This window comes from Natronococcus sp. JC468 (assembly GCF_012163165.1).
Taxonomy (GTDB): Archaea; Halobacteriota; Halobacteria; order Halobacteriales; family Natrialbaceae; genus Natronococcus; species Natronococcus jeotgali.
In genome coordinates, this window is record NZ_JAAVUO010000002.1 from 194,248 (window position 1) to 214,610 (window position 20,363).

General features: G+C 66.8%; 18 protein-coding genes. 9 read left to right on the forward strand and 9 right to left on the reverse strand.

What is annotated here, in order from left to right; all coding sequences use genetic code 11:
• Window positions 1–3 precede the first annotated feature (3 nt).
• Both GWG54_RS02430 and GWG54_RS02435 read right to left on the reverse strand, forming a co-directional pair.
• Window positions 4–642, reverse strand: a complete 639-nt coding sequence (locus tag GWG54_RS02430; protein WP_167936260.1) for an Era-like GTP-binding protein — start codon at window positions 640–642, stop codon at window positions 4–6.
• Window positions 643–1,239: 597 nt separating this feature from the next.
• Window positions 1,240–1,638, reverse strand: coding sequence for a hypothetical protein (locus GWG54_RS02435; RefSeq protein ID WP_167936261.1), 399 nt, complete (start codon window positions 1,636–1,638; stop codon window positions 1,240–1,242).
• 533 nt (window positions 1,639–2,171) lie between these two features.
• On the opposite strand from GWG54_RS02435, the gene GWG54_RS02440 reads away from it, so the two are divergent.
• Window positions 2,172–3,827 (forward strand): Cdc6/Cdc18 family protein, encoded by a 1,656-nt coding sequence (locus GWG54_RS02440; protein ID WP_167936262.1) that lies wholly within the window; start codon window positions 2,172–2,174, stop codon window positions 3,825–3,827.
• Between the two features lie 28 nt (window positions 3,828–3,855).
• Here the strand turns inward: GWG54_RS02440 and GWG54_RS02445 are convergent, their stop codons facing one another.
• Complete coding sequence (locus GWG54_RS02445) at window positions 3,856–4,842, reverse strand: S26 family signal peptidase (protein WP_167936263.1); 987 nt, start codon at window positions 4,840–4,842, stop codon at window positions 3,856–3,858.
• A 105-nt stretch (window positions 4,843–4,947) separates the two neighbouring features.
• On the opposite strand from GWG54_RS02445, the gene GWG54_RS02450 reads away from it, so the two are divergent.
• Entirely contained in the window at window positions 4,948–6,531 is a 1,584-nt protein-coding gene (locus GWG54_RS02450; protein WP_167936264.1) for a DNA-directed DNA polymerase II small subunit, read from the forward strand.
• Window positions 6,532–6,549: 18 nt separating this feature from the next.
• On the forward strand, window positions 6,550–7,512 hold the full coding sequence (locus GWG54_RS02455; protein WP_209438218.1) for an amidohydrolase family protein: 963 nt from the start codon (window positions 6,550–6,552) through the stop codon (window positions 7,510–7,512).
• Between the two features lie 23 nt (window positions 7,513–7,535).
• Here the strand turns inward: GWG54_RS02455 and GWG54_RS02460 are convergent, their stop codons facing one another.
• On the reverse strand, window positions 7,536–7,973 hold the full coding sequence (locus tag GWG54_RS02460; protein ID WP_167936265.1) for a hypothetical protein: 438 nt from the start codon (window positions 7,971–7,973) through the stop codon (window positions 7,536–7,538).
• A 212-nt stretch (window positions 7,974–8,185) separates the two neighbouring features.
• Here GWG54_RS02460 and GWG54_RS02465 point away from each other — a divergent pair, with 212 nt between their 5' ends.
• Both GWG54_RS02465 and GWG54_RS02470 read left to right on the forward strand, forming a co-directional pair.
• Window positions 8,186–9,364, forward strand: a complete 1,179-nt coding sequence (locus tag GWG54_RS02465; RefSeq protein ID WP_167936266.1) for an aspartate kinase — start codon at window positions 8,186–8,188, stop codon at window positions 9,362–9,364.
• A 114-nt stretch (window positions 9,365–9,478) separates the two neighbouring features.
• Window positions 9,479–9,625 carry a DUF1328 family protein gene (locus tag GWG54_RS02470; RefSeq protein ID WP_008421233.1) on the forward strand — a complete coding sequence of 49 codons (147 nt, stop codon included), beginning with the start codon at window positions 9,479–9,481 and terminating at the stop codon, window positions 9,623–9,625.
• A 137-nt stretch (window positions 9,626–9,762) separates the two neighbouring features.
• Here GWG54_RS02470 and GWG54_RS02475 read toward each other — a convergent pair whose 3' ends face one another.
• Window positions 9,763–11,391 (reverse strand): long-chain fatty acid--CoA ligase, encoded by a 1,629-nt coding sequence (locus GWG54_RS02475; RefSeq protein WP_167936267.1) that lies wholly within the window; start codon window positions 11,389–11,391, stop codon window positions 9,763–9,765.
• Window positions 11,392–11,603: 212 nt separating this feature from the next.
• Between GWG54_RS02475 and GWG54_RS02480 the strand changes: the two genes are divergently transcribed.
• Window positions 11,604–12,953: a tryptophanase gene (locus GWG54_RS02480; RefSeq protein ID WP_167936268.1), complete on the forward strand. Its 1,350-nt coding sequence runs from the start codon at window positions 11,604–11,606 to the stop codon at window positions 12,951–12,953.
• Between the two features lie 54 nt (window positions 12,954–13,007).
• On the opposite strand, the gene GWG54_RS02485 is transcribed toward GWG54_RS02480, so the two are convergent.
• The 4 genes from GWG54_RS02485 to GWG54_RS02500 form a co-directional block, all read right to left on the reverse strand.
• Window positions 13,008–13,367 (reverse strand): hypothetical protein, encoded by a 360-nt coding sequence (locus GWG54_RS02485; protein WP_167936269.1) that lies wholly within the window; start codon window positions 13,365–13,367, stop codon window positions 13,008–13,010.
• Window positions 13,368–13,435: 68 nt separating this feature from the next.
• Window positions 13,436–13,843, reverse strand: a complete 408-nt coding sequence (locus tag GWG54_RS02490; RefSeq protein WP_167936270.1) for a GNAT family N-acetyltransferase — start codon at window positions 13,841–13,843, stop codon at window positions 13,436–13,438.
• Window positions 13,844–13,955: 112 nt separating this feature from the next.
• A complete protein-coding gene (locus GWG54_RS02495; protein WP_167936271.1) occupies window positions 13,956–14,174 on the reverse strand; it encodes a ubiquitin-like small modifier protein 2 in 219 nt (72 codons plus the stop codon).
• Between the two features lie 70 nt (window positions 14,175–14,244).
• Entirely contained in the window at window positions 14,245–15,339 is a 1,095-nt protein-coding gene (locus GWG54_RS02500) for a polymer-forming cytoskeletal protein (protein ID WP_167936272.1), read from the reverse strand.
• 145 nt (window positions 15,340–15,484) lie between these two features.
• On the opposite strand from GWG54_RS02500, the gene GWG54_RS02505 reads away from it, so the two are divergent.
• The 3 genes from GWG54_RS02505 to alaS form a co-directional block, all read left to right on the forward strand.
• Window positions 15,485–16,477 carry a replication factor C small subunit gene (locus tag GWG54_RS02505; protein ID WP_167936273.1) on the forward strand — a complete coding sequence of 331 codons (993 nt, stop codon included), beginning with the start codon at window positions 15,485–15,487 and terminating at the stop codon, window positions 16,475–16,477.
• A 501-nt stretch (window positions 16,478–16,978) separates the two neighbouring features.
• On the forward strand, window positions 16,979–17,473 hold the full coding sequence (locus GWG54_RS02510) for a hypothetical protein (protein WP_167936274.1): 495 nt from the start codon (window positions 16,979–16,981) through the stop codon (window positions 17,471–17,473).
• Between the two features lie 118 nt (window positions 17,474–17,591).
• Window positions 17,592–20,363, forward strand: a 2,772-nt coding sequence (alaS, locus tag GWG54_RS02515) for an alanine--tRNA ligase (protein WP_245242731.1), incomplete at its 3' end; no start/stop codon positions are given.

Genomic DNA, 20,363 nt, shown 5'->3' on the forward strand with positions numbered 1-20,363 from the left:
TGCTCACCCGAAGTACTCCGCGATGTTGTCGTAGACCTCGTCCATGTTCTCGCCCTCCTTCGCGGAGAGGGGGACCGTCTTGTGCTGGGGGAACGCGTCCTCGATCCGTTTGACGCTCGCTTCGTCGAGGTCGATCTTGTTGGCGAAGATCAGAACCGGGAGATCGCGGGATTCGATGATGCCGATCAGCATCGTGTTGACCTGCGTGATCGGGTCCTCGGCGCTGTCGAGGACGTAGATGACGCCGTCGACGTCCTCGCGGAGCCAGTGCATCGCCTCTGCGACGCCCTCGGTAGCCTCGCGAGAACGACGGATCGCGTCCTCCTCTTCCATCTCGTCGGTGAACTCCTCGTAGTCGACTTTCGTCGTTACACCGGGCGTATCGACGATATCGATCGAAACCGACTGGCCGTTACGTTCGATCTCGACGTCTTCCTTTCTGCGTGCGCGGCGCGTCTCGTGTGGAACGTGGCTCTCGGTGCCGACTGCGTCGCCGGTCCAGTCGCGAGCGATACGGTTCGCGAGCGTCGTCTTTCCGGCGTTTGGCGGTCCGTAGATTCCGATTCGCTTGGGCGTTTCGTCGGTAAACAACCGATCCGTAACCCGGGAGATACTAGCTTTGAGTCCTGTTAACAATCCCATCCTTTTGGGCCCTCCAGCACCGCGAAGTGCGTCTGCGCGTACTACAAACTGAATTCACTTAAGCCTACGTCAGACGTGTAGAGTATCCGAGCTCTGTGAAAGACATCCGTGACAAAGGGTATCGAACCTCATGTATATTAGTTATGATACGTGTGAGGATCTGTGAAACGGTACGAGTGAGGACGAGTGGGGAGGCTATGAGTGGGGAGGCTATGAGTAGGGAGACTGTGAGTAGAGAGGTTACAGGTGAGGAGACCCAAGAGAGGAGTCCGACCGAGACACGAGCATACGGGCGGTAGTTGAGAGGGGAGAGAGAAGCGGGAACCGCCCCCCACCCCTTCGTTTCAACTGGAACTGTCGAAAGGAGGGGGTGGGGGAGGGGGTTCTCTAGTAGGGAAGGTTTTATATCTATAGACTATAAACAGTAACCGCACTAGATCCCAAGGGAATATTTTGCTAGAGATTACTAGTACAGATATAGTATTACTAGACGAGACCTGACATTTTGTAGCTAGCCGCAGCCAACTCGTTTAGCTGCCTCGAGGATCTTGAGACCCCGATATCACAACGAAGAGGATCTCTCGTCCAAATACTCCGCTATAATCCTCCCGACCAGTCCCCCTCTCCCCACTCCCTCCTTCGTCGATCTCCAGTCGAAACGAAGGGGTGGGGGAGGGTGAGTGGTGGATCACCCCTCCGTTTCAACTCGAAATCGATCCCGCTGTCGAACGGATCGCGACCGGTGGAATCGTTCTGCCCGTTCCGATCCCTTCTACCCGCTCCAATCCCGAAACTGGCCGTCTCGCTGCCTACTACGATCTCCAGGCTGATCACGTCCTTGTCCGACCGTCGCTTTTCGATCGTAGTCTGCTCCGCTGTATCGCGTGGATCGTTGTCTCTTTCTCTTCTCTCTACATCGTAGTTGCTCCACCAAATTGCAAGAGAATTCCTCGCACTCTCAGGTCGCTTTCCAGCCTCCGTGGCGGACGGACCCATTCTGTTGGGACGCCGGCCCCCTGGCGCGTTCCCTCGGCAGCGTCTCGTTCCGATCGCTTCGGATGACGCCACCACGAATGGCTTGGTATCTGCCGAAGCCGTGATCGCTCGTCCTCGCGGCCAGGAGGGGACGGGGGACGGTTCTCCGATCGCTGCGGGACGGTACTTCCGAAACGACGGCTCCGAGAACTCGATCGAAGCCGAAACCGGGGCCCGACGAGGACGAAGCCCACGCTGATACGGTGAGTCGCCGACCGAGGGTTCGGCCCTCCTTCGGTCCGACCCGCAACGGCTCCGTACCGTTCGTGGCGACTCGAGTCCGTCTCGCGATTCGTTCCGCCGAAAAAGAATTCCATCCTACGTAGGTGAAAGGGAAGAATTTAATATCGCGGTCTTCCTCTGTTTCGTTTGCATCAACTGGATCCGGACCGGGTCCCCACCGCGGTTAATCGGCCGTGATGGCCGCTCAAACGCTGTCTTCCCGCCTTCGGACTCGGATCTCCACACGAAACCAGGGGGTATTCCAACGACGGATGTCAGACGACAACCCAGAGCCGCCACGAACCGACGACGTCGAGGGCGAGACCGACGGATTCTCGACGACGCTCGAGGAGACGGCGATCGGCGACGAGGAACCGAGCCAGGGACTGTTCGACGACCTGCTCAGCGGGGAGCCGATCTTCGAGAACAAGGAGGTGCTCCGTCCGTCGTACACGCCCCACGAGCTCCCCCACCGGACCGACCAGATCAACAAGATGGCGACGATCCTAGTCGCCGCGCTCCGGGGTGAGACACCCTCGAACATCCTGATCTACGGGAAGACGGGAACGGGAAAGACCGCGAGCGCGAAGTTCGTCAGCAAGGAACTCGAGAGCACCTCCCAGAAGTACAGTGTCCCCTGCGACGTCGAGTACATCAACTGCGAGGTGACCGACACGCAGTACCGCGTCCTCGCCCAGCTCGCGAACAAGTTCATCGAGAAAAACGAGGCCCGGATCGATCGGCGAATCGACGAGCTCGAGGACCGCCTCGCGGACCTCGAGGAGCACGACGGGGCCGACGATCCGTCCGACCCCGCCGAGCAGTCGACGGACGGAACCGGCGGTACTGTCCCGACAGGCGACGTTTCGTCTGGAACAGGAACCGACCCGCAGTCACCGAGTTCTCCAGTAGAAACGGGGGGGTCGAGCAACGAACTGGAACCCGACGCCGACTCGGCTCACCCGCTCGCGTCCACGCCGTTTTCCGACCGCGAGGAAGTGCTGGCCCGGATCGACGAGCTCGAGGCCGACAGGGAGTCGTTCCAGGAGGTACCGATGACCGGGTGGCCGACCGACCGGGTCTACAGCGTCTTCTTCGAGGCCGTCGACTACGACGAGCGGGTCGTCGTCATCATGTTAGACGAGATCGACAAGCTCGTCGAGAAAAGCGGGGACGATACCCTCTACAACCTCTCCCGGATGAACTCCGAACTCGAGAACTCGCGAGTGTCGATCATCGGGATCTCGAACGACCTCAAGTTCACCGACTTCCTCGACCCCCGGGTCAAGTCCAGTCTCGGCGAGGAAGAGATCGTCTTCCCGCCGTACGACGCGAACCAGCTACGAGACATCCTCCAGCACCGATCGAACGTCGCGTTCAAGGCCGACGCGCTGTCCGACGACGTGATCCCGCTGTGTGCGGCCTTCGCCGCCCAGGAACACGGCGACGCGCGGCGGGCGCTGGATCTGTTACGAACCGCGGGGGAACTCGCCGAACGCTCCCAGGCGGAGACGATCGTCGAGAAACACGTCCGTCAAGCCCAGGACAAGATCGAACTCGACCGGGTCGTCGAGGTCGTGCGCACCCTCCCCACGCAGTCGAAGCTCGTCCTTTTCGCGATCATCCTGCTCGAGAAAAACGGCGTCCACAGCATCAACACAGGCGAGGTGTTCAACATCTACAAGCGCCTCTGCGAGGAGATCGACGCGGACGTCCTCACGCAGCGCCGCGTGACGGATCTTATCAGCGAACTCGACATGCTCGGGATCGTCAACGCGGTCGTCGTCTCGAAGGGCCGGTACGGCCGGACGAAGGAGATCAGCCTCTCGGTACCGATCGACGAGACCGAGGCCGTTCTGCTTTCGGACTCCCGACTGAGCAACATCGACGACATCCAGCCGTTCGTGCAGGCGCGGTTCGAGAACTAGCGGTCCTTCGTCGACTCGAGCGAGACGCCTATCCGCGCCGCCGACCGACGACCGCCGCAGCTCCCGCACCGGTCGCGGCGACCGATCCGACGCCCGCACCGATCGCTTCGGCGCTCGAGAACGGCGCACCGGTCCCGGTCGCGCCCGCGACGGTCTCGAGACCGGGCTGGGGTGCGAGGACGCCGCCCATGATCGAGTCGAACGCGAGGCGAACGTAGCCGAGCCACGGGATGCGGAACGACGCCTTGCCGGTGATCCAGCCGGGTCGGACGACGTCGGTGTTCGCGCCGCCGCGCTGGTACTGGTCGTAGTAGGGGTTCGCGTCGCCCTTCGTGACGAAGCCGTCGTGGGTGGCCGGACAGGTCCGGAGCTGGTCGCAACTCGCGCCGTCGAGGTACTCGGGTTCGGCCTTGGTATCGACCCAGTTTTCGCCCTCCTCGACCCAGAAGTGTGCGCGGTGTATCACCGGCGTCTGGTGGGCCTGTCCGTCGGGTTCGAAGACGACGACGTCGCCGCCCTCGCCGAACTTCTGGTGGTCGTCGCCGTTCTCCTGAGTGACGATTCCGGTGTCGCCGGTGGCCTCGTCGCCCACGAAGCGGTCGTCCGCGACGACGAAGATGAGATCGCCGACCTCCATGTTCGGCTCCATACTCCCGCTCTCGACGGCCACCAGCGGGGGCCAGACGCCGCTGACCCCGAACAGCAACAGGCCGATGACCGCGACGATCGCGACGCTGCTCAGGACGTCTCGCACCAGCACGACGGAATCGTCGTCGGTCCCGAAAAACCAGCGAACAACGCCGTCGTCCTCGATCGTGACGTCGTCGCCCTCGGAGCCCGAGCTGCCGTGTTGCACGACGGTCCCGTCGCCACTGGAGTCGCCGTCGGGTCCGGTTCGATCGTTGTCCCCCGACCTCGGTTCGGCGGTCCCGTCCGACGGGGCCTCGCGCGGGTCGCGGCGGTGTGGCTCGTCTCTCTCGTCGCTGGTCTCGTCTCCGGGGTCGGGACCGCTCATCGTTCCGTGCTATACCGGGCCTGGCCATCAAGTTTCTGTTCGTCGGACCGACGTTCACGACGGTCATCCGCTACCCTTTTGACGCCGCTCGCGAATGCGAGGCGTGTGCCACTCGAGGGGGCCGCCCGGATCGTCAGCGAACTCACGAGCCGCGGCTACAACGCCGAGCGCGAGGCCGTAACCCGGATCGCGTCGACCGAGGATCCGGCGGCGACCCTCGAGCGCGTGCTCGAGGCGCTGCCCGACGACGCGCTCGTCGTTCGGTCCGAACACGTCGACCCCGATCTCGAGGACGCGACCGAACCGGCCTCCGACGGCGGCCGAACCGCCGAGCAGACGGGCTCAACGGCCGAACACGCCCCCGTTTCGACTGGAGGCGACAGCGCGCCGTCGTCACCGAACGATGGCGGTTCTCCAGTCGAAACGAAGGGGGTCGGCGAGGGACGCGGGAACGCCGGAAGCGACAGGTCCGCAGACCCCCTCCAGCGCTCGATCGAGATCGTCGGCGACATGACCGGCGAGAGCACGGGAACCGGCGAGTACGGCGACTTCGTCTCGGTGTTTCGCGATCGGCTCGAGCGGCTCGGATCGAAGCTCCGCGGGCGGGTCAACCACCGACCCGCGACGGCCGTCCAGTCGATGCCGGGCGGGAGCGAGGCCGCGATGGTCGGCCTGGTCAACGACGTGCGCTCGACCGCCAGCGGCCACTGGCTGATCGAACTAGAGGACGCGACCGGAACCTTCCCGTGGCTCGTGATGAAGGATCGCGAGTACGCCGATCTCGTGGACGAACTGCTGTACGACGAGGTGTTGGCGATGGAGGGGACCCTCGCGGACGACTCGGGGATCGCGTTCGTCGACTCGATGTACTTTCCGGACGTTCCCCGCACGCACGAGCCCTCGACGGCCGACCGTCACGTTCAGGCGGCGCTGATCAGCGACGTCCACGTCGGCAGTCAGGAGTTCATGGGCGAGGCATGGAACCGCTTCGCCGACTGGCTGCACACCCCCGAAGCCCAACACGTCGAGTACCTGCTGATCGCCGGCGACATGGTCGAGGGCGTCGGGGTCTACCCGAACCAGGACGAGGAGCTCGACATCGTCGACATCTACGAGCAGTACGAGGCGTTCAACGAACGGCTAAAGCGGGTCCCCGGCGACCTCGAGGTCGTCATGATCCCGGGCAACCACGACGCGGTGCGGCTCGCGGAACCCCAGCCCGGGTTCGACGAGGAGCTCCGGGAGATCATGTCCGCACACGACCCCCGGATCGTCAGCAACCCCTCGACCGTGACCCTCGAGGGCGTCTCGATACTGATGTACCACGGCGTCAGCCTCGACGAGGTCATCGCGGAACTGCCCGAGGAGAAAGCGAACTACGACGAGCCACACCGGGCGATGTACCAGCTGCTCAAGAAGCGCCACGTCGCCCCGCAGTTCGGTGGTCACACCCGGCTCGCGCCCGAGGAGAAGGACTACCTGATCATGGAGGACGTGCCCGACATCTTCCACACCGGTCACGTCCACAAGCTCGGCTTCGGCAAGTACCACAACGTCCTCGCGATCAACTCTGGCTGCTGGCAGGCCCAGACCGACTTCCAGCGCAGCGTCAACATCGACCCCGACGCCGGATTCGCGCCGATCGTCGACCTCGACACGCTCGACGTGACCGTCCAGAAGTTCAGCTGACGCCGATTCCCGCTCTACATGTCCCCCGAAGACGACGATTCACCGCCCGAACGCGCCGACGCGCCGCTCGACGGAGCTGAACCACCGACCGAGGACGCCGACCCGTCGTCCGACGATCGGTCCGTCCCGTTCCGCCCCGCCATCGACGTCCACACCCACGTCCTCCCCGAGCGACTGCTGGCGGCGATCCGTCGATCGCTCCGCCGAGAGGCCGGCTGGGAGTTCCCGCTGCCCACCGCGCCCGTGGAAATCGAGGACGTCCTCCGAGCGGCCGGCGTCGCCGCCTTCGTCGCCTTGCCCTACGCCCACGAGCCCGGAATCGCCCGCGAGCTGAACGGGTGGGTGCTCGAGCGAGCCGCGTCCTCGGATCGCCTGCTTCCGTTTGCGACGGTCCATCCCGACGACGACGTCGCGACCGTCGTCCGGGACGCCTTCGACGCCGGCGCGCGCGGGCTGAAGATCCACTGCCCGGTCCAGGAGTGTCGGCCCGCGGATCCGCGCCTCGAGGACGCCCTCGAGGCCGCCGCCGAGCGCGATCGGCCGATCACCTACCACGGCGGAACGGCGCCGATGTTCGAGGACAGCCCCTACGTGGGCGCGGACGCCTTCGCCGAGCTGCTCGACTCCTACCCCGAGCTCCGGGTCTGTTGTGCCCACATGGGAACGTACGAGGTCGATCGGTTCTTCGCGTTCGCGCGGGAGTACGACGGCGTCTATCTCGACACGACGGTCGCGATGGCGAGGGCGGCCCCGGAGACGATCGGATTCGATCCGTCCTCGATCGCCGACGAGACCCTCGCGGCGCTCTCCGAGTCGATCATGTACGGCTCCGACGCGCCGAATATTCCGTACCGGTACCGCGAGGAGCGAGTCGAACTGCTCGAGCGCGACCTGCCGCGGGAAACGCTGCGCGATATCTTCTTCCGGACCGCCCTCGAGTACCTGGATCTCGAGGCCGAAGCGGTCGTCGGCCGAGACTGAAGGCGGAAACGGCAGGACGGGAATTAGCCCTCGAGGCGAAACCGAACCGTCGAGGCGCCGTCGAACCGCGGCCCCGAACCGCGGCGGTCGAACCCCAGCTCCCGGGCCGCGTCCTCGATCAACCCGGCGTCGGACGCGATCAACACCTCGACGGCCATCCCCTCGCGCTCGGCGAACCGAACCGGTTCGGCGAGCAGCCGCTTGCAGGCGTCGGGGGTGCCGTCGAGCTGGGTGACGTGGACGGTATCCTCGCGCGCGTCGAAACTGACGAAGCCGAGCAGGTCCTCCGGATCCGAGCCGGCGTACTGGGACTCCGAGACGTCGGCGTTCGGGTCGTGCGTACCGTCCTCGGCGACCCGGACGGTGCGGTCGTGGACCAGGTTCCGCATCACGTCGGTCGGGGAGTCGGCGATCGCCGCCAGCGCGTCGGCGTCGGCCTCGAGTGCGTCCCGTACGTTCATTGGGGTGTGGTAATGACACCCACAAACATAAATCCAGTTGGAATCACCCCGAGTCCGAACGCGCACCGTCTCCGCGTCGACCGGGGGCGAAGACGGGGGTGGGATCGGTGAGGGTAAAAGTGGAACCGATGAGACACAGTTATCTGCCCGCCCTTGCAACCACCTCGCATGAGTCCATCCACCAGGTTACCGTCGGACCGCGAGGTGTCAGTATGCGCGTCGTAGCGAAGTTCGGAGGCACGAGTCTCGGCAGCGGCGACCGAATCAACCGCGCCGCCGACTCGATCGCCGCGGCCGTCGATGACGGCCACGAGATCGCCGTCGTCGCCAGCGCGATGGGGTCGACGACCGACGAACTGCTCGACGAGATCACCTTCGAGACCGACGAGGCCGACCGCGCCCAGATCGTCAGTATGGGCGAGCGGACCTCGGTCCGAATGCTCAAGGCCGCGCTGTCGGCCCGCGACGTCGACGCGACGTTCCTCGAGCCCGGCAGCGAGAACTGGCCCGTCGTCACCGACGAGTACGGCGAGGTCGACGTCGAGGAGAGTCAGAAGCGCGCCCGCGAGGTCGCCGCGGAGCTCGACGAAACGGTCCCGGTAATCACGGGCTTTCTCGCGGAGGGACCGGACGGTTCGGTGACGACGCTCGGTCGCGGCGGCAGCGACACGACCGCCGTGATGATGGGCAAGTACATGGACGCCGACGAGGTCGTCATCGTCACCGACGTCGAGGGCGTCATGACCGGCGACCCCAACGTCGTCGAGGGCGCCCGCAACGTCGGCGAGATCTCCGTCGACGAGCTCCGTAACCTCTCGTTCCGGGGTGCGGAGGTCGTCGCACCCTCGGCGCTTTCCTACAAGGACGGAACCCTGTCGGTTCGGGTCGTTCACTACCAGCACGGCGACCTCCTCTCGGGCGGCACGAGCATCGAGGGCGAGTTCGAGAACCTGGTCGACCTCCGGGAGCGACCGCTGGCCTGCCTGACCGTCGCGGGCCGTGCGATCCGCAACCAGCCGGGCGTGTTCAACCACCTCTCCCAACCCCTCAGCGAGGCCGACATCAACATCGACGCCGTCGCCAGCGGGCTCGACAGCATCACCTTCTACGTCGACGAGGACGACGCCGAGCGCTCCGAGACCATCCTCCACCGGGAGGTCATCGCTCGCGACGAACTCTCGAGCGTCACCGTCGACGAGTCGCTGGCGGTCGTCCGGGTCACCGGCGGCGAACTGCCCAACCAGCCGGGTATTATCGGCGAGATCGTCAACCCGCTGGCGGAGGCCCGCATCAACGTCCACGACATCATCACCAGCGCGACCAGCGTCGCCATCTTCGTCGACTGGGACGACCGCGAAGAGACCCTCGAGCTGACTCAGGGGCTCTTCTAGCACCCGGAGCGGGCGACCGTTCGCGCCCGATGCCGCCGTTTTTCGCGCCCGAATCGTTACCGTTTGGCAGATTCAGGCTCAACGCACTTTTGCTATCCCCTCGAAACACGAGGTATGCTAGAACTGGCACTCCTGTTCTTCGTCATCGCACTGATCGCCGCGGCGCTCGGCGCCGGCGGCGTCGCGGGCGTCTCCATGACCATCGCGAAGTGGCTCGTGCTCGCGTTCCTGGTCCTGGCCGCGCTGTCGCTGCTGCTTTGACGGCGGGGCGGTCCCGGCCGCGTATCGCCGCGACGACCGACCGGTTCCGCGTTCGCGAGTCCGAGAGCCGACCGCTCGCCGCGTCGAGCTAGCGGAGCGTCGATTCGAAGCCGTCCCCGCGGTCGATCCGGGGAGCGCTACTCGTCCTCGAGCAGCGCCGCGGTCTCGTACTCCTCGCGCAGCACCTTCTTGTCGAACTTGCCGGTCGCCGTCTTGGGCACCTCGTCGATGCGGACGACCGCGTCGGGGGTCCACCAGTCGGGGTAGTCTTCCGCGACGAGCGACCGGACCTCGTCGTGGAGTTCGTCCTCGCTCATCCCGGCGTTTTCGGTCGGGACGACGAACGCGACGGGGCGTTCCTGCCACTTCTCGTGGGGCGCGCCGATGACGGTTGCCTCGCTGACGGCGTCGTGGGCCATGATCGCGTTCTCGAGTTCGACCGAGGAGATCCACTCGCCGCCGCTTTTGATCACGTCCTTCGCGCGGTCGACGATCTTGACGTAGCCGTCCTCGTCGACGGTGACGATGTCGCCCGTCTTGAGCCACGACCCCTCGAAATCCTCCTCGTCGGCGTCGGGGCGCTCGAAGTAGGAGTCGGTGACCCACGGCCCGCGGACGTAGAGTTCGCCGAACTCCTCGCCGTTCCACTCGACTTCCTCGCCGTCGTCGTCGACGACCGTGAACTCGAGGCCGGGGACGATCAGCCCCTGCGTGGCCTGTTTTTCGTACTGCTCCTCCGCGGGGAGATCCTCGAGTCCCTCCTTGAGGTGAGCGACGGTACCAAGCGGCGACATCTCGGTCATCCCCCAGGCGTGGACGACCTCGACGCCCATCTCGTCGAACTCGCGGATCAGGCTCTTGGGCGCTGCGCTCCCCCCGATGACGATCCGCTCGAGCGAGGAGAGGTCGGCGCCGTGTTCCTGGACGTACTCCAAGACGCCGAGCCAGACCGTCGGCACGCCTGCGGTGATCGTGACGCCCTCCTCCTCGATGAGTTCGACCAGGTCCGCGGGGTCGGGCGAGGGGCCGGGGTAGACGTGTTTCGCGCCCGCGGCGGTCGTCGAGAACGGCAGCCCCCACGCGTTGACGTGGAACATCGGAACGACGGGCATGACGACGTCGTCCTCGGCGATGCCGAGTCCCTGCGGGGTCAGCGTCATCATCGTGTGGCTCCAGAGCATCTGCTGGGTGTACTCGACGCCCTTCGGTTTGCCCGTCGTCCCCGAGGTGTAACACATCCCGGCGGGGCTGTCCTCGTCGAGTTCGGGCCACTCGTATTCGGCTGACTGGGCGCCGATAAAGGACTCGTAGTCGGTGACGGGCCCGAGGTCGGTCTCCGGCACCGCGTCGCCCATCACGACGAACTGCTCGACGCTCTCGAAGGCGTCGGCGTCGTAGGCCGCCTCGAGGGGATCGAGCAGCGACGGGTCGACGAACACCAGCCGATCTTCGGCGTTCTCGACGATGTACTGGATGTGTTCGGCCGGGAGCAGCGGGTTGATCGTATGTAGCTGGCTCCCGCTGTTCGGCACCGCGAAGTAGGCCTCCGCGTGGCGGTGGTGGTTCCAGCAGAAGGTGCCGACGCGGTCGCCCTCGCCGATCCCGGCGTCCTCGAGGGCGTTCGCGAGTTGTCGGGTGCGGTCGCCGTACTCCGCGTAGGTGTTGCGAACGATTCCGTCGCCGGTCCGGGAGACGACCTCCTGGTCGGGGTGTAGCCGTTCCGCGCGCCAGAGAAACGGTCGGAGCGTCTGGTCGTAACCTGCCATACTCGATCATTATTATCCATACTTAATAACGGTGCGTCTCGCGGGCGTTGTGGTTGCCAATGTTACGAACGGACGGGGTCGTCCGCGAATCCGACCGCCGATGGCAGTATTCGGACGACGCACCCCGAATGGGTCCGTCGACGAGCGAGCGACGCCGTCCGTCCCCACGTTCCGTCACTCGATTTGAACTGCCCGGATCGCGTCGTCTCGGTATGGTCGGATACAAGTCGAAGGTCGTCGAGCAGATCCACCTCCCCTCGAGAGCGAAGCGCGAACGGGCCCTCGAGGAGGCCGGGTACAACGTCTTCAACCTCGACTCGGCGGACGTCTTCGTCGATCTGCTCACCGACAGCGGGACGGGCGCGATGAGCGACGAGCAGTGGGCGGCGCTGCTCCGGGGCGACGAGGCCTACGCGGGCTCGCGCAGCTTCGGCGAACTCGAAGAGGCCGTCGCCGACGTGATGGGCTTTTCGCGGGTCGTCCCGGCCCACCAGGGTCGCGGGGCGGAGAACGTCCTCTACGGCACCCTCGTCGAGGAGGGCGACGTCGTTCCGAACAACACCCACTTCGACACCACGCGAGCCCACATCGCCAACCAGGGTGCCGACCCCGTCGACTGTCCGGTCGACGACGCCCGCGACCCCGACGCGGACGGCCCGTTCAAGGGGAACACGTCGCTCGAGCGCGCCCGCGCAGTCGTCGAGGAGTACGGCCCCGAGCGGGTCCCGGTCGTCGTCCAGACGATCACGAACAACTCCGCGGCGGGCCAGCCCGTTTCCGTCGAGAACACGCGGCGAGTGTGGGACTTTGCCAACCAGATCGGTGCGACGTTCGTGATCGACGCCTGCCGGTTCGCCGAGAACGCCCACTTCGTCACCGAGCGCGAAGACGAGTTCGCCGACGCGTCAGTCGCCGACGTCGCCCGCGAACAGCTCGGGCTGGCCGACGCCGTCGTGATGAGCGGGAAGAAAGACGGCCTCGCCAACGCGGGCGGGTTCGTCGCCACCGACAACGAGGCGCTGTACGAGCAGTGCAAACAGCGGGCGATCCTCTACGAGGGGTTTCCCACCTACGGCGGAATGGCGGGCCGGGACATCGCGGCGATGGCCGTCGGCCTCCGGGAGGCCGTCGAGGAGGCCTACGTCGCCGACCGCGTCGAGCAGGTCCGGGAGCTCGCCGACGCCCTCGAGTCGGTCGGCGTCCCGATCTACACGCCCGCGGGCGGGCACGCGGTCTACCTCGACGCCGGCGCCTTCCTCCCTCACCTCGAGCCCGAGGCGTTCCCCGGGCAGGCGCTGGTCTGCGAGCTCTACCGCGAGGGCGGGGTCCGGGGAGTCGAGCTAGGGAGCTTCGCGTTCCCCGACGCCGACCGCCCGGAGCTGGTTCGGCTGGCGCTACCCCGCCGAACCTACCACCGCGAGCACCTCGAGCACGTCGCCGAGACCGCCGCTGCGGTCCTCGAGCGACGCGACGAGGTCTCGGAACTCCAGATCGTCGAGGAACCCGAGATGGCCGAAATCCGTCACTTCACGGCGACGCTCGAGCCGACCAACTCCTCGTAATCCGAGCGAACTGCGTCTGCAGGACGGGAAAACGGTCGCTATCCGAAGCCGGGATTACCGCGAGACGGCGTCTCGAGCGCGGTCGCGCAGCGTCGGCTCCGGCTCGGACTCCCCGCCGAGCTTTCGTTTCGCGACCGAACGGACGCCCCGTCTGGCAGCCTCGGACTGGGCGGCGCCGGCCAGCCAGTCGGGCACCTGCGACTCGATCTCCTCGCGCTTTTCGGCCTTGAGCTGGCTGTACTTCCGGAGCGTGATGCCGACGCCGAGGAACAGCGCGGCGTCGATCAGCTCCCGCCGGAATCGGTTTCGGTCCTTGTAGACGACGATCGCCTTCGCGAGCGAGAGCAGGCCGATCGCGATGTACAGCTTCGAACTCTTCGACGGATCTCCGCTGAGCAGCCGTTGGAGCGCCATGCGACGGATCGTACCACGCACTCCGTGTTAAACTTCCGCCGGCACGGGACGGGGCCCGGGGCCGGCTCTCACTCGTGTCGACTCGCCACGACGACACCCCGGCGTCGTCCCTCGCCGATCGGTTCGATCTCGAAGCCGAGCCGCTCGTAGAACGGGTCCACCCTCTCGTCGAAGCGCGCAGTCAGCCGCCGTTCGCGCTCGAGGGCACGCTCGACCAGTCGCCGACCGATCCCCCGGCCGCGGTGGCGATGACGGACGCCGACGGCCGCGACGTGGGCGCCCCGCTCGCGGGGCTCGAGGACGAGCGCGCCGAGAAGTCGCTCGTCGGTTCCGTCGGGCCCGCCCCGTCGATCGCCGGCGACGAGGACGTCGCCGTCTCCGATCCGGGTCTCGACGTCGCCGGGCTCGAGCATCGCGGCGTCGAGGATGCGCCTGACTGCGAGGGCGTCTTCGGAACGGGCCGTCCGAACGTGCATCGGTCGACCGTTCGTCGCCGCGAGTCAACAGTCCGTCGGTCGCCACGCCCCGGTTGGCCCACCTCTCGGCCGCGGGAGATGGGGGTCCTCGCCGCGCTCGAATTACGCGCGATCAACCGCCCTTGATCAGTCTGAGAACGGTCACGCGCTCGCTCTCGACGGGCTGGTCCTCGGGCACTGGGCGGCCGTCGACCAGCACGCTCACCTCGTGGAGGCTCAACCCGACCTCCCGGAGCAGGTCGGCGTAGGTCGGCTCGGGAGCCTCGGTCGCCACGTCCGCGAGTTCGAGTTCGCGGCTGTCCTCGCCCTTGACGTCGACGGTGACCCGCATGGTCGTCCTTGCTCGAGCCCGGACTTGAGCGCGTCGACTGTCGAACGACCCCGTCCTCGGCCGAGCGGGCTCAGTCGCCCGTCGGCTCGTCTGGCCCGAGTCGGTCCCGCCGTCCGCGCGTCCCGGTTTCGGCCGTTCGTCGGCGGGCGTACAGTCCCCGGACCAGCGCGCCCAGTCCGAGCAGCAGGATCAGGAAATTCAGCAGGTCGCCTACGAACGGCACCCGCGCGAGGACGGCGCCGGCGATCAGCCCGACGACCAGCGCCAGCCAGCGGTTCTCGAGGCCGGCGTAGCCCAGCAGCCAGGCGGCGACGGCGAACCGCCCGTAGACGATCCCGATCCAGACGACGAATGCGAACGCGAACCCGCCGACGATCGAGAACGGGATGCCGACGATCGTGATCGCGGCGGCGACGAGCAGCGCCGGGACGCCGATCAGCACGCCGAACCCGACCAGTCCCGTTCGCAGGGGGTCGGTCGACACCCGATCGGCGACGCCGTCCGAGAACCGCGGGAACAGCGCGAGCAACGCGGCGCCGAGCAGCAGGTTCAACGCGAGGGTGTAGAGCGCGACCAGCCACGTCGTCAGCGGCTGTAGCGTCGGCCCGACCTCGACCCCCAGCGTCGAGTCCTCGGTGACCGAGCCCGCGACCGCGTCGGAGTTACCCTGCAGGTCGCCGTTGTACCGCAGGTCGCCCGCGATCGTCGCGGCGTCGCCCAGCGCGATCGTCTCGGCGCCGATGGCCGCGTCGCCCTCGAGCGCGCCGTTCACGACGACGTTGCCCGCGCCGGCGGTGAACTCCCCGCCGACGGTCGCGCCCTCGCCGACCTCGACGTTGCCCGCGCCGGCGTCGACGTCGCCGCCGACGCTGCCGTCGATCGTCACGCTTCCGGCGGCGGCCTCGAGGTTCCCCCCGACCTCGCCGGTGTCGGCGATCCGGACGTCGCCGGCCGCGGCCGAGACGTCGCCCGTCACGGTCCCCTCGACGACGACGGTTCCGGCGACGGTCTCGAGGTCGTCGATCGTCTCTCCCTCCCCCACGACGACGGTGCCCCCGACGGTCGACTCGGACTGCGCGGCGACCCCCGTCGGCACCGCGCCGAGGAGGACGACGACGAGCGCGACGACCGCGAGTCGCTTGCGTACGGACGTTTCTGGCGCCATAGGTCACCACTCATCGTGTGGGCTGAAAAACATGATCCGTTCTCGCAGTCGGGGCAGCGACCCCCCTCGTACCGCGGGGAGAGACGAAACGCACTCGAGGTCGGCCTTCGGGCGATTTATCTGCCGGCCACCCCTTGCGAGGACCATGAGCGAGGCCGACGCCGAGGCGGCGGAGCCGACTCCCGGCAAGACCGAGGTCTGGATCGAGAAGTATCGCCCGGAGCGGCTCGACGAGATCAAGGGCCACGAGAACATCGTGCCGCGCCTCCAGCGGTACGTCGAGCAGGACGACCTGCCCCACCTCATGTTTGCAGGTCCAGCAGGAACGGGAAAAACGACCGCAGCCCAGGCCATCGCCCGCGAGGTCTACGGCGGCGACTGGCGCGAGAACTTCCTCGAGCTGAACGCCTCCGATCAACGGGGAATCGATGTCGTCCGCGATCGGATCAAGGACTTCGCGCGCTCGTCGTTCGGCGGGTACGATCACCGAATCATCTTCCTCGACGAGGCCGACGCCCTCACCTCCGACGCGCAGTCGGCGCTGCGCCGGACGATGGAGCAGTTCTCGAGCAACACCCGGTTTATCCTCTCGTGTAACTACTCGAGCCAGATCATCGACCCCATCCAGTCTCGCTGTGCGGTCTTCCGGTTTACCGAACTCACCGAGGACGCCGTCGAAGCGCAGATCCGCGAGATCGCCGAAAACGAGGGCATTCAGGTTACCGACGACGGCGTCGAGGCGCTGATCTACGCGGCCGACGGCGACATGCGCAAGGCGATCAACGGGCTCCAGGCCGCGGCCGTGATGGGCGAGGTCGTCGACGAGGAGACCGTCTTCGCGATCACCTCGACCGCGCGGCCCGAGGAGGTCGAGGCGATGGTCGACCGGGCCATCGACGGCGACTTCACGGCCGCCCGCGCGGCCCTCGAGGACCTGCTGACCGAGCGCGGGCTGGCGGGCGGGGACGTGATCGACCAGCTTCACCGTTCCGCGTGGCAGTTCGACATCCCCGAGAAAGCGACGGTGCGACTGCTCGAGCGCCTCGGCGAGGTCGACTACCGGATCACGGAGGGCGCGAACGAACGGCTCCAGCTCGAGGCGATGCTGGCGTCGCTGGCCCTCGAGAACGAGGACTGAACGCGACGTTCGGTATCGGTAGTCGGGACGACGATTTCGGTATCCGCGTGGCCGTGAACCTCGCGTTCCGTACGGGAGAAGGGGAACTACCTCTCACCGGGTATCAACCGTCCCTCGCTGCGGTGGCGTGCGCTGTCGACGGACCGAACGTCAGTGAGGGAGGTCGACGATACTGCGCGAGGGATGAACGAACGACCGTAGGGAGTGAGTGAATCGGCTGGGGAGGGCGTGGCGATCTCCTTTGTTCGTGCGAGCAGGACGTGCTTCTGGAACCATCACCGCGAAAGCCCCTGCCGTTCTCGAGCGTTCTGACTCGCTGCGCGCTCCTTGCAGTCGCGTGCTTGCGTCGTCGGAACGCTCGAGAACGCCAGCCCCTTTCAGTCCCACCCCGTGGCGGCTGATCGGCACTGCAGACACGTCGCCGAACGGTCCGTCCACACGCCACTGAGATCGATCCGTTCGACGGAATTTTCGCAGTTCGGAACGTACCGCTCGCCAGCCGTGGCTCCCTCGACCGGTGGCATCGCCCTCGTCCTCGCCGTCGGCGCCGGCTGTCTCGGGCTCGCGCTCGCCTCGCTTCGGGCCGGAAGCTGGACGCGGCGGCTGTACGGCCTCGAGCCGGACGACGATGCGGGCGCTCGAGCGAACGCCGCCGTCCTCGGGATCGTCGGGATCGGGCTGTTCGCGCTGGCGGCAGCGATCGTCCTCGAGATCCCGCCGAGGGTAGTCGGAACCGCGACGCTCCTCGCGAGCGCACTGTTGTGTTTCGTCCTCGGCTGGCTCGTCGCGGTTCGCGACCGCCGAGAGCTGCTGACGACGCCCGACGTCGACCGGGAGACGGGCCGTCGTCTCGGATTCGTCGCGATCGGCTGTGGCGTCCTGTCGCTCGGGTTCGCGCCCCTCGTCTGGCTCGAGGTCGACGACGCGGTTGTCGCCGGCGTCGCGCTGGCGAGTACGGTCGTCGTCCTGCTGGCGGTCGCGTTCGCGTACCGGTGACGGCCGATTTCGGGGAGCCGATCGACGCCCTCGAGCCCGAGACCGCCGTCGTTGGGCGATCTATCCCGAACAACGGTTGCGGAACTATTTTACCCGCTGCGGGGCCAACACACGTGTAATGAGTGAACTGGAGGAGGAGTACCGCCTCGAGTACTTCGAGGAGGAAGGCTTCGAGCGCAAGGAGTGTCCCTCCTGTGGCGCGCACTTCTGGACGCGCGACCACGACAGGGACACGTGCGGCGAGCCCCCCTGCGCGGAGTACGACTTCATCGGGAATCCCGGCTTCGACGCGGAGTACAGCCTCGAGGAGATGCGAGAGACGTTCCTCTCCTTCTTCGAGGACCACGACCACGAGCGGATCGAGCCCTACCCCGTCGCGGCGAACCGCTGGCGCGACGACGTCTTGCTCACGCAGGCATCGATCTACGACTTCCAGCCGCTGGTCACGAGCGGGGAGACGCCGCCGCCGGCGAACCCCCTGACGGTCTCGCAACCGTGTATTCGGATGCAGGACATCGACAACGTCGGCAAGACGGGCCGGCACACGATGGCCTTCGAGATGATGGCCCACCACGCCTTCAACGCCCGCGAGGATCTCGAGGATCCCGACCAGTACGCCTACCAGGGCGAGGTCTACTGGAAGGACCGTACCGTCGAGCTCTGCGACGGCTTCTTCGACTCGATGGGCGTCGACCTCGAGGAGGTAATCTACATCGAGGACCCGTGGGTCGGCGGCGGCAACGCCGGACCCGCGATCGAGGTCATCTACCGGGGCGTCGAGCTCGCGACGCTGGTCTTCATGTCGATGGAACAGGATCCGGAGGGCGAGTACGAGATGAAAGACGGCAACCGCTACAGCCCGATGGACACCTACATCGTCGACACGGGCTACGGCCTCGAGCGCTGGACCTGGGTGTCCCAGGGGACACCGACCGTCTACGAGGCAATCTACCCCGACATGATCGAGTTCCTGAAGGACAATGCCGACCTCGATCACACCGACGCGGAGTCGGAGCTGGTCCACCGCGCCGCCAAGCTGGCGGGCCACATGGACATCGACGAGGCCGAGGACATGGAGACCGCCCGCGGGGAGATCGCTGACCAGCTCGAGGTCGACGCCGCCGAGCTCACCGAGCTGATGGAACCGCTCGAGGACATCTATGCGATCGCCGATCACTGTCGTACCCTCGCGTACATGCTCGGGGACGGGATCGTCCCCTCGAACGTCGGGACGGGCTATCTCGCGCGGATGGTGCTGCGACGAACGAAACGGCTCTGTGACAACGTCGGCGTCGACGCGCCGTTGGACGAGCTCGTCGACATGCAGGCAGAGCGCCTGGAGTACGAGAACCGCGACACGATCCGGGACATCGTCCGCACCGAGGTCGAGAAGTACCGCGAGACCTTGGAGCGGGGCGGCCGTCGGGTCGAGAGCCTCGCCGCGGAGTACGCCAAGAAGGAGGCCCCGGTCCCGACCGAGGAGCTGATCGAGCTCTACGACTCCCACGGCATCCAGCCCGATATGGTCGAGGAGATCGCCGCGGAGGCCGGCGCCGACGTCGACGTTCCCGACGACTTCTACAGCCTCGTCGCCGAGCGCCACGACACCGCTGGGGCCGTAGAGGAGGACGGCGACGACACCGACTCCCGGTTCGGGGATCTCCCGGAGACGGAGAAGCTGTACTACGACGACCAGCAACGCACCGAGTTCGAGGCGGTCGTGCTGGACGTCTTCGAGCGCGAGGACGGCTACGACGTCGTCCTCGACCAGACGATGTTCTACCCCGAGGGCGGGGGCCAGCCCGCCGACACGGGGACGCTCTCGACCGACGACGCCACCGTCGAGGTCGAGGACGTCCAGATCGAAGACGGCGTCATCCTCCACCGGACCGACGCCCACCCGGGCAAGGGCGAGTTCGTGAAGGGCTACCTCGACGTCGATCGGCGCCGACAGCTGATGCGCCACCACACGGCGACCCACATCGTCATCCACGCGGCCCGCCAGGTGCTCGGCGACCACGTCCGCCAGGCCGGCGCCCAGAAGGGCGTCGACTCCTCGCGGATCGACCTGCGCCACTATGCCCGGATCGATCGCGAGGACGTCAAGCGAATCGAGCGGACGGCGAACGGGATCGTGATGGACAACGCCCCGGTCACACAGGAGTGGCCCGACCGCCACGACGCCGAGGCCGAGCACGGGTTCGACCTCTACCAGGGCGGCATTCCGCCGGGCGAGCAGATCCGACTGATCCACGTCGACGAGGACGTCCAGGCCTGCGGGGGGACCCACGTCGCCCGCACCGGCGAGATCGGAACGATCAAAGTGCTCAACACCGAGCGCGTCCAGGACGGCGTCGAGCGAATCACGTTCGCCGCCGGCGAGGCCGCCATCGAGGCAACCCAGGAGACCGAGGACGCCCTCTACGGGGCCGCCGAGATTCTGGACGTCTCACCCGAGGACGTCCCCGAAACCGCCGAGCGCTTCTTCGAGGAGTGGAAGGCCCGCGGCAAGGAGATCGAGGACCTGACCGAACAGCTCGCCGCCGCTCGAGCGGGCGGCGGCGGCGACGCCGCGGAGATCGAGGTCGGCGAGACGACGGCGGTCATCGACCGCATCGACGCCGATATGGACGAGTTGCGCGCGACCGCGACCGCGATCAGCGACGAGGGCAAGATCGCGGTGCTGGGTAGCGGGCAGAACAGCGCCCAGTTCGTCGTTTCGGTGCCCGACGACGTCGGCGTCAACGCCGGCGAGGTCGTCGGCGAACTCGCCTCGAGAGTCGGCGGCGGCGGGGGGGGGCCCCCCGGCCTTGGGCGGGGGGGGGGGCCGGGAGGGTCGGGGATGGGCGCCGCGCGCCCGGGGGCGCCCGGGGCGGGGGGCGACGGGGTG